Annotated in this window: 10 protein-coding genes; 4 read left to right on the forward strand and 6 right to left on the reverse strand. The window is 68.9% G+C overall.

Features of this window, described 5'->3' with window-relative positions; translation table 11 throughout:
- On the forward strand, positions 1-774 hold a 774-nt coding region (locus CCN56_RS34245; protein ID WP_256962328.1), incomplete at its 5' end, for a class I SAM-dependent methyltransferase.
- Between the two features lie 2 nt (positions 775-776).
- On the opposite strand, the gene CCN56_RS34250 is transcribed toward CCN56_RS34245, so the two are convergent.
- Both CCN56_RS34250 and sodN read right to left on the reverse strand, forming a co-directional pair.
- Positions 777-1853: a hypothetical protein gene (locus CCN56_RS34250; RefSeq protein ID WP_086831714.1), complete on the reverse strand. Its 1077-nt coding sequence runs from the start codon at positions 1851-1853 to the stop codon at positions 777-779.
- A 185-nt stretch (positions 1854-2038) separates the two neighbouring features.
- Positions 2039-2434, reverse strand: coding sequence for a superoxide dismutase, Ni (sodN, locus tag CCN56_RS34255; protein WP_041131199.1), 396 nt, complete (start codon positions 2432-2434; stop codon positions 2039-2041).
- Between the two features lie 162 nt (positions 2435-2596).
- Between sodN and sodX the strand changes: the two genes are divergently transcribed.
- On the forward strand, positions 2597-3031 hold the full coding sequence (gene sodX, locus CCN56_RS34260) for a nickel-type superoxide dismutase maturation protease (protein ID WP_086831721.1): 435 nt from the start codon (positions 2597-2599) through the stop codon (positions 3029-3031).
- Here the strand turns inward: sodX and CCN56_RS34265 are convergent.
- Positions 2935-3564: an ABATE domain-containing protein gene (locus tag CCN56_RS34265; RefSeq protein WP_041131201.1), complete on the reverse strand. Its 630-nt coding sequence runs from the start codon at positions 3562-3564 to the stop codon at positions 2935-2937. The genes sodX and CCN56_RS34265 overlap by 97 nt on opposite strands.
- 106 nt (positions 3565-3670) lie before the next feature.
- On the opposite strand from CCN56_RS34265, the gene CCN56_RS34270 reads away from it, so the two are divergent.
- Positions 3671-4420, forward strand: coding sequence for a trans-aconitate 2-methyltransferase (locus tag CCN56_RS34270; RefSeq protein WP_179200080.1), 750 nt, complete (start codon positions 3671-3673; stop codon positions 4418-4420).
- Between the two features lie 56 nt (positions 4421-4476).
- On the opposite strand, the gene CCN56_RS34275 is transcribed toward CCN56_RS34270, so the two are convergent.
- Genes CCN56_RS34275 through CCN56_RS34285 form a run of 3 tightly spaced genes read right to left on the reverse strand, consistent with a single transcriptional unit; the run spans position 4477 to position 7185 of the window.
- Entirely contained in the window at positions 4477-5244 is a 768-nt protein-coding gene (locus tag CCN56_RS34275) for an amino acid ABC transporter ATP-binding protein (RefSeq protein WP_086831716.1), read from the reverse strand.
- On the reverse strand, positions 5241-6191 hold the full coding sequence (locus tag CCN56_RS34280; RefSeq protein WP_086831717.1) for an amino acid ABC transporter permease: 951 nt from the start codon (positions 6189-6191) through the stop codon (positions 5241-5243). Before CCN56_RS34280 ends, CCN56_RS34275 begins: the two co-directional genes overlap by 4 nt.
- Before the next feature lie 31 nt (positions 6192-6222).
- Positions 6223-7185, reverse strand: coding sequence for an ABC transporter substrate-binding protein (locus CCN56_RS34285; RefSeq protein WP_086831718.1), 963 nt, complete (start codon positions 7183-7185; stop codon positions 6223-6225).
- A gap of 536 nt (positions 7186-7721) precedes the next feature.
- Between CCN56_RS34285 and CCN56_RS34290 the strand changes: the two genes are divergently transcribed.
- Positions 7722-8922: NADP-dependent malic enzyme (locus tag CCN56_RS34290; RefSeq protein ID WP_086831719.1), on the forward strand; the 1201-nt coding region annotated here is incomplete at its 3' end.

Raw genomic sequence — 8922 nt, forward strand, 5'->3', positions numbered from 1 at the left:
GCCCGCCTGGCGGGCAGCGCCTACAACGGAGACCGGGACCTGGCCGCCCGGCAGTCGCTCTACCAGTGGCAGACACCGCGGTACGACCTCCCCGGCCTCGTGGCCGAGCAGCTGGGCGACGTACGTGGGCGGGTCGTCGACATCGGCTGCGGCAACGGCAAGTTCATCCAGCGGCTCCGCCTGGACCGTCCGGACCTGTCCCTGCTCGGCCTCGACATCGCTCCTGGCATCCTTACTGGCGTCCCCGGCCCGGTCGCCGTGGCGGATGCCACGAGGCTTCCGCTCGCGTCGGGCAGCGTCGAGGCCGCCCTTGCGCTCCACATGCTCTACCACGTGCCCGACATTCCCCAGGCAGTCAGGGAGCTGGCTCGGGTCGTTGCGAGCGACGGGCTGGTGGTCGCCTCCACCAACAGCGACCGCGACAAGGTCGAACTCGACGACCTGTGGCAGCGGGCCGCCGGCGACGTCCTCGGCATCGACCGTGGGCCGGCCAGGATCTCGCTCAGTGCCCGCTTCTCCCTGGAGAAGGCTCCGGCTTTCCTCGGTGAGGAGTTCAGCCGGGTGGAGGTTGTCGAACTGCCGGGGACCATCGCGGTCCACGACCCGGAGCCTGTCATCGCCCACATGGCTTCGTACCGTGCCTGGGCGGATCAGCACGACGTGCCCTTCGATGCGACCATCGACCGCGCCCGCACACTCGTTGCCGACCACATCGTCCGCTACGGCGCGTACGAGATCACTTGCCTTGGAGGGATCCTCGTCTGTCGCCGGTGAGATCAGTCCAGCGGTGGCCAGGGCCCGTCCAGCAGGCGGGCCGCCTCCTCGACGATCTGTTCCGCCAGGTGTTCCCGGTCTCCCTGTCGGATCGCCGCCCAGTCGTTGTAGGCGTCGGTCTCCTCGACCAGTGGCTTGAGCTGCTGCGGGCGGGCCAGTGCGCCCCACCCTTCGTACGTGATCAGGTCACCGCCGGCGCCGGGGTCCAGGCTGCCGTTCACGATCAGCCGGAGCCACCAGCGCACGAGTTCCCACCGGGCCGCTTCCCAGGGGAGGTCGGTGGTGTCGGCCGGGAGCTCCTGGAGCAGGCCGAGTTCGCTCAGCACCTGGTCGAAAAGGGCGTCGGCCTGCTCGTGCTCGGAGCGTGACAGGCCGGCGAGGAGGGGAAGGGACTCCGTCTCTACATCGAGGACCAGGGCCGTGAGGCCGGCTTCGATGAGCTGCTCCGGGTGGTGTCGGCGGCCGATCAGGCGTTCCAGGGCCAGCATCCGGATGCAGTCGACGGCTTCCTGCGCGGTCATGGCGTACGGCGTGAATGGCGTGGGCAGAGTGACGTCGATGCCCGGTCCGCCCTCGACGAAGTACGACCAGAAGTCGACGGTCGTACGGGCGAGGAGGCCGCTCGACCGGCCGGTGAATTCGTGGTGGATGTAGTCGGTGAGGTCGTTCCCGTACAGGATGATGTCGGTCTGGTAGACGGACAGGACGGGGTGCCCGTACTCGCCCGCCGTGCCGGGCAGGTAGCGGTGCCTGTAGACCGGAACCAGCTGCGGCACGCTCTCCAGCTCGGTCCTCGCGACGCGCAGCGCCTCGGATGTCTCGGCCGGCCTCGACGGCCAGGCGGGATGCCAGAACCCGTTGTGCTCCACGTCGAAGAGCACGCCCTCCACCGGCCACGCCAGCCGTTCGACCAGGTCCTCGGGGTCGCCGTCGCGCCAGTCGGGCCACCGCGACGAGCCGTGCGGTAGGCCGGCGGAGAGGAAGACGCGGTGGTCGGCCGCGAAGGTGAAGCCGAACCGTGTCTCGACCGCGTCGAGCTCCCGCTCGGTGAGCCCCGGTCCGATCTCGGTTCGGAGCATGCCCTGAAGCTGCCGGGCGGTTTCCGGGGTCAGGAGCGGTGGCGGCTGGGCGGTCACGCCCGTCAGCGTAGTCAGCGGTATGCAGGCGGGAGGGGAAAGGCAGAGGGAAAAGACCGCACCCGGCCCACCACGGACGCCGTGCTCGGCGGCCTGCGGGCCGGGTGCGGTCGGGGACCGGGTGAAGGTCAGGCCTTCTTGGTCTCCCAGAAGATGCGGTCGATCTCGGCGATGAGCTCCAGCGCCTTCTCGCCCGTCTTCGGGTCGGTCGACGCCTTGGCGGCCGAGAGGGCCTTCAGGGTGTCGTTGACCAGCTGGTTGAGCTCGGGGTACTTCTCGAAGTGCGGGGCCTTGAAGTAGTCGCTCCAGAGCACCGAGACGTGGTGCTTGGCGAGCTCCGCGCGCTGCTCCTTGATGACCGTGGCGCGCGCACGGAAGTGCGGGTCCTCGTTGGCCAGGTACTTCTCCTGGACAGCCTTGACGGACTCGGCCTCGATGCGGGCCTGGGCGGGGTCGTACACGCCGCACGGGAGGTCGCAGTGGGCGCTGACCTTCACCTTGGGGGCAAACAGGCGGGAGAGCATTGAGCCGTCCTTCCTCGTGATCGTCTTCTCAGGTGGGACATTACTCGGTGAGAAGGGCGTTTTCGCGGGCGCCCCCTGGGGCTTAGGTCAAAAGTCCAGGGTCACCATGGGACTCGTGTACGAGTGGACGAGTCGACACAGCAGTGGATCGGGAGGTGCCGGATGGCGGGAGAGGGGCGGGAGCGGGTGGCTGAGGCCGGTGCTCCGTTCGGGATCGCCGAGGTGACGGGGATCTCGATGGTGCCCACGCTGCTGCACGGCGATCAGTTGCTCGTGCAGTACGGGGCGCGGCTGCGGGCCGGGTGTGTGGCCGTGCTGCGGCATCCGCTCCAGCAGGATCTGCTCATCGTGAAGCGGCTGATCGAGCGACGCGACGGCGGCTGGTGGGTCCTTGGCGACAATCCGGATGCCGAGGGGGACAGCCGGGTTTTCGGGGCCGTACCGCCCGAGCTGGTTCTCGGGCGGGTGTGGGCGCGGTACCGGCCGGTGACGCCGGGGCGTCAGCGTTCGGCCGGGGTGGTGCTCTCCTGGCTGGTGTCCGCCGTGAGGCCGGTGTGGTCCGACCGCTCGGCCTCCAGGCGCTTGCGGGCCCGGTAGGCGGCCACGTTGGCGCGGGTCGCGCAGCGGTCCGAGCAGTAGCGGCGGGAGCGGTTGGTGGAGGTGTCCAGGTAGGCGTTGCGGCAGGGCGGCGCCTGGCAGAGGCCGAGCCGGTCCGCGCCGAACTCCGTCAGGTGGAAGGCGAGGCCCATCGCCGAGATGGCGGCGTAGCCCGTGGTCGCGTTCGAGGAGTGGTCCGCGAGGTGCATGTGCCAGCGGGGCCGGCCCTCCTCGTCGAGGGTGTCGTGGCCGGAGATCTGCGGGCTGACCGGGAACTCCAGGAGGAGGGAGTTGAGGAGGTCGACCGCGCCCGTGTGGTCGCCTTCGTCGGCCGCGGCGAAGACCGCCCGCAGCCGGGCGCGCACCGTGCGGAAGCGCGGCAGGTCCGCCTCCGTGACGCGGCGGGCCATCTGGGTGGCGGGGCCGAAGAGGTCCCGGAGCACCTCGACGGAGGTCAGGGTGTCCTTGCCGCGGGCCGGCTCCTCGGTGTTGACCAGACGTACGGCGAAGTCCGAGTAATGGGCCAGTTCCACTTGTAGTCCTTACTTCGGCGGGCTAGTGTCTCGGTCGGAGGGGGTAACGGCTGTTTCCCCTTCGAGGGTATTACGAATGGTAGGGCCGACGCGGGGAGGAACGACCATGACCGGAACCGACTGGGCGGGCTGGCAGCAGAGCTGGGACCGTCAGCAGGAGTGGTACATGCCGGACCGTGAGGAGCGGTTCCGCGTGATGCTCGACATGGTCGAGGCGCTGGTGGGGCCGAAGCCCCGCGTCCTCGACCTCGCGTGCGGTACGGGAAGTATCACGAGCCGGCTGCTCCGGAGGTTCCCCGACGCCACCAGCGTCGGTGTCGACCTCGATCCGGCCCTCCTCGCCATCGCCGAGGGCTCCTTCGCGGGCGACGAGCGCGTCACCTTCGTGACCGCCGACCTCAAGGACCCCTCGTGGGCCGCGAGCCTGCCGTACAGCTCGTACGACGCCGTTCTCACCGCCACCGCCCTTCACTGGCTCCACAGCGGGCCCCTGACGGCCCTCTACGGGCAGCTCGCCGGCCTCGTCCGGGACGGCGGCGTCTTCATGAACGCCGACCACATGATCGACGAGGCCACGCCCCGCATCAACGCCGCCGAGCGGGCCCAGCGGCACGCCCGCATGGACCGCGAGAAGGCCGCCGGAGTCCTCGACTGGGCCGACTGGTGGGCGCTCGCCGCGAAGGACCCGGTCCTCGCCGAGCCCACCGCCCGCCGTTTCGAGATCTACGGCGAGCACGCCGACGGCGACACGCCCTCCGCCCGCTGGCACGCCGACACCCTCCGCGCCGCCGGCTTCGGCGAGGCCCGGCCCGTGTGGGCGTCTCCCTCCGACACGCTCCTCCTCGCGGTGAGGTAGCCGGGGGAGCGGAAAGGGGCGGTACGGGAGACCCGTACCGCCCCTTTCCGTGCGTCTTACAGCACCTTCGAGAGGAACGCCTTCGTCCGGTCCTGCTGCGGGTTCGTCAGGACGTCCCGCGGGTTGCCCGACTCGACCACCACGCCGCCGTCCATGAAGACCAGCGAGTCGCCGACCTCGCGGGCGAAGCCCATCTCGTGCGTGACGACGATCATCGTCATGCCCGACTCGGCCAGGTCGCGCATGACGTCGAGGACGTCACCCACGAGCTCCGGGTCGAGCGCCGAGGTCGGCTCGTCGAAGAGCATCAGCTTCGGCTCCATCGCCAGCGCGCGGGCGATGGCCACGCGCTGCTGCTGGCCGCCGGAGAGCTGCGAGGGGTAGTTGCCCATCTTGTCCCGCAGGCCGACCCGGTCGAGCAGGCGCTCGGCGCGCTCGCGCGCCACCGCCTTGGACTCGCCCTTCACCTGGATGGGCGCCTCCATGACGTTGGCCAGGGCCGTCATGTGGGGGAAGAGGTTGAAGCGCTGGAAGACCATGCCGATGTCACGGCGCTGGACCGCGACCTCGCTGTCCTTCAGCTCGTAGAGCTTGTCGCCCTTCTGCTTGTAGCCCACCAGCTGGCCGTCGACGGACAGGCGGCCGCCGTCGATGCGCTCCAGGTGGTTGATGCAGCGAAGGAAGGTCGACTTGCCGGAGCCGGAGGGGCCGACGAGGCAGAAGACCTCGCCGTTCTGCACTTCCAGGTCGATGCCGCGGAGGATGTGGGCCGCGCCGTAGGACTTGTGGACGCCCTCTGCCTTGACCATGGTCTGACCGGTCATGCCGATGCCTCCGGGGAACGCTTGAACGTGGTCAGGTTCGCCTTGACCCGCTGGAACGGAGTGGGCGGCAGGTTGCGCGTCGAACCGCGGGCGAAGCGGCGCTCCAGGTAGTACTGGCCGATGCTGAACACGCTGGTCAGCGCCAGGTACCAGATGGAGGCGACGAAGAGCATCTCCATGACGGCGCCCGCCGTGTTGCCGATGTTCGACGAGGCGCGCAGGAGTTCGGTGTACTGCACGGCCGAGACCAGGGACGAGGTCTTCAGCATGTTGATGAACTCGTTGCCCGTCGGCGGCACGATGACCCGCATGGCCTGCGGGAGCACGATGCGGCCCATGGTCTTCGTCGAGGACATGCCCAGTGCGTGCGCCGCCTCGGTCTGGCCCTCGTCGACCGACTGGATGCCGGCGCGGACGATCTCCGCCATGTAGGCGCCCTCGTTGAGGCCGAGACCCAGGAGGGCCACCATGAACGGCGTCATGACGTCCACGGTCTCGTTCTTGTAGATCGGCCCGAGGTTGATGTAGTGGAAGATCAGCGACAGGTTGAACCAGACGAGCAGCTGGACGTAGACCGGGGTGCCGCGGAAGAACCAGATGTAGAGCCAGGCGACCGCGCCGGTCACCGGGTTCTTGGAGAGCCGCATCACGGCGAAGACGATGCCGAGAACGAGGCCGAGGGCCATCGCCGAGATGCTGATGATGATGGTGTTCCACATGCCGTCGATGACGGACGGGTCGAACACCTTGTCCCACACCGTGTCCCAGACGACGTCGCCCTGGGAGAAGGCGTAGACGAGCCACCCGAGGAGGACGACGACCACCACGCCACTGACCCAGCGGCCGTAGTGGCGCACGGGGATGGCCTTGATCGCCTCGTACGGGACGCCCGAGGGGGTGGGACCGGCCGGAGCGGCGGCCGGTTCCTTGCTGATCTTGTCAGTCATGACGACTGCCCTTCAGTGGTACGAGGAACGGTCACTTGCCGGCGTTGATCGTGGCCGACTTGACCGCACTGTCCTCGACGTCCCACTTCTTCAGGGCCTCTGCGTAGGACCCGTCCTTGATGGCCGCGTCGAGGGCTTCCTTGACGGCGTCGCGCAGCTGGGTGTTGTCCTTCGAGACGCCGATGCCGAAGAGGCCGACGTCGCTCTGGCTGCCGACGACCTCGAAGTCGTTGCCGCCGCCCGAGGTCTTCGCGATGTACGCGGCGACCGGGTAGTCGTTCAGGTCGGCGACCGCGCCGCCGGCCTTCACGCGGGTCTGGGCCTCGGCGTCGGTGTCGAAGGCCTGGATGGTCAGCTTCTTGTCGCCGCACTTGGTGGCCTGCGCCTTGAAGGTGTCCTCGTAGATCGTGCCGCGCTGGACGGCCACGGTCTTGCCGCAGAGGTCGTCGAGGGAGTTGATGCCCTGCGGGTTGCCCTTCTTGACCAGCAGGGAGACGCCGGAGCTGAAGTAGTCGACGAAGTCGATGCCCTTGCCGATCTTCTTCCCGTTGTCGTCCAGGCCCTCCTGGCGCTTCTTGTTGTCCGTCATCGCGGACATGATCAGCTGCTGACGGCCGGTGTAGATCGAGGTGATCAGGCCGTCGAAGGTGCCCGAGACGAACTCGAACTTGACGCCGAGCTGCTTGCTGAGGGCCTCCGCGATGTCCGGGTCGACACCGACGATCTTGCCGCCCTCGGTGAACTCCATCGGGGCGTACGAGGCGTCGGTGCCGACCTTGATGACACCCGACTTCTGGATGTCGGCGGGAAGCTTCGAGAAGAGCGGGGCCTTGCTCGCGGTGGCGGAGCCGCTCTCCTTGGTGGAGCCGCCGCTCTCGGTCTGGTCACCGCAGGCGGTCAGCAGCATCGAGCCGGCGACCGCGATGGCGGCGACCGCGGCAAGACGGGAGGTGCGGGTCTTGGCGGTCGTACAGCGCGTGGAGCGTGCGGTCATGGTCGGGTTCCTCCGGCGTGTGAGGGAGCTGCCAGGTGTCGCGTACGTCTCTTCGAGTGTCGCGACCTCGTGTGATTACGGCATCTTGCCATTCGGACTGCCACAAACCGACGGCTCCCGATGTCAAAATCGGATAACGGGTGACCCCGAAATCGCGACAGGCCGGTACATCAAGGCCGGATCTTCTGCGGGATCCCTTCCCCCTCACCGAAAAATCTGCGGTTCATCTCGCCATTCGGACGAGTGGAAGGCCGCCAATCGGGTGGGGAAAGCATCTATCGGGACATCGGGTGACGTGTCGTTCTCCGTCCGTGTCCGGATGCACTCGGTATGAGTCGCGTCACCGAGCGGATATGGACTCGTCTGCGGTGCCGTCCGTCCGGTAAGAAGGATCCTTACACCCCTCATCCGGGGCTCAGGGCGCGTTGTGCGGCGCGCCCGCGCGGCTGCCAGACACGGCGGCCGCGGGACCCGCCCACCGCTCCACACCAGGAGCGGCCAACCCTCAAATGCAGCAGACTCAAGGGGTCATCCCAATGGCAGCGGAAATCGTCAATCCTCACAACGACAGCGGTACCGAGGCTCCCGAGGAGCCCTTCGACCCCGTCTTCGCCCTTCACCGGGGCGGCAAGATGGCCGTGCAGGCCACCGTCCCCGTCCGGAACAAGGACGACCTGTCCCTCGCGTACACGCCCGGCGTCGCCAAGGTGTGCACCGCGATCGCGGAGCAGCCCGAGCTGGTCAACGACTACACCTGGAAGTCCCAGGTCGTCGCCGTCGTGACCGACGGCACGGCGGTGCTCGGCCTCGGAGACATCGGCCCGGAGGCCTCCCTCCCGGTCATGGAGGGGAAGGCGATCCTCTTCAAGCAGTTCGGCGGCGTGGACGCGGTCCCGATCGCCCTCGCCACCACGGACACCGACGAGATCGTCGAGACCGTCGTCCGCCTCGCCCCCTCCTTCGGCGGGGTGAACCTGGAGGACATCTCGGCCCCGCGGTGCTTCGAGATCGAGCGCAAGCTCCAGGAGCGCCTCGACATCCCCGTCTTCCACGACGACCAGCACGGCACCGCCATCGTCACCCTGGCGGCCCTGCGTAACGCGGCGAAGCTGACCGGCCGGACCCTCGGCGACCTGCGCGGTGTCATCTCCGGCGCCGGCGCGGCCGGTGTGGCCATCGCCAAGTTCCTCCTGGAGGCCGGCCTCGGCGACGTCGCCGTCGCCGACCGCAAGGGCATCGTCAGCCGCGACCGCGAGGACCTCACGGACGTCAAGCGCGAGATCGCCGAGCTCACCAACAAGGCGGGCCTCAGCGGCTCCCTGGAGAGCGCCCTGGCCGGCGCGGACGTCTTCATCGGCGTCTCCGGCGGTACGGTCCCCGAGGCGGCCGTCGCCGCGATGGCCCCGAACGCCTTCGTGTTCGCCATGGCCAACCCGAACCCCGAGGTCCATCCCGACGTCGCGCACAAGTACGCGGCCGTCGTGGCGACCGGCCGTTCGGACTACCCGAACCAGATCAACAACGTCCTCGCGTTCCCCGGCATCTTCGCCGGCGCGCTCCAGGTCCGGGCCTCCCGGATCACCGAGGGCATGAAGATCGCCGCGGCCAACGCCATCGCGGACGTGGTCGGCGACCAGCTCGCCGCCGACTGCGTGATCCCGTCGCCGTTCGACGAGCGGGTCGCCCCGGCCGTCGCGGCCGCGGTCGCCGCCGCCGCCCGCGCCGAGGGCGTCGCGC

This window comes from Streptomyces sp. NRRL B-24572, from assembly GCF_002156145.1.
GTDB lineage: Bacteria > Actinomycetota > Actinomycetes > Streptomycetales > Streptomycetaceae > Streptomyces > Streptomyces vietnamensis.

What these genes read in the sequence shown, in the direction of transcription:
- CCN56_RS34280 (WP_086831717.1), bottom strand. Translation starts at nt 6,191, where the DNA reads ATGACTGACAAGATCAGCAAGGAACCGGCCGCCGCTCCGGCCGGTCCC.
- sodN (WP_041131199.1), bottom strand. Translation starts at nt 2,434, where the DNA reads ATGCTCTCCCGCCTGTTTGCCCCCAAGGTGAAGGTCAGCGCCCACTGC.
- CCN56_RS34275 (WP_086831716.1), bottom strand. Translation starts at nt 5,244, where the DNA reads ATGACCGGTCAGACCATGGTCAAGGCAGAGGGCGTCCACAAGTCCTAC.
- sodX (WP_086831721.1), top strand. Translation starts at nt 2,597, where the DNA reads ATGGCGGGAGAGGGGCGGGAGCGGGTGGCTGAGGCCGGTGCTCCGTTC.
- CCN56_RS34250 (WP_086831714.1), bottom strand. Translation starts at nt 1,853, where the DNA reads ATGCTCCGAACCGAGATCGGACCGGGGCTCACCGAGCGGGAGCTCGAC.
- CCN56_RS34270 (WP_179200080.1), top strand. Translation starts at nt 3,671, where the DNA reads ATGACCGGAACCGACTGGGCGGGCTGGCAGCAGAGCTGGGACCGTCAG.
- CCN56_RS34285 (WP_086831718.1), bottom strand. Translation starts at nt 7,185, where the DNA reads ATGACCGCACGCTCCACGCGCTGTACGACCGCCAAGACCCGCACCTCC.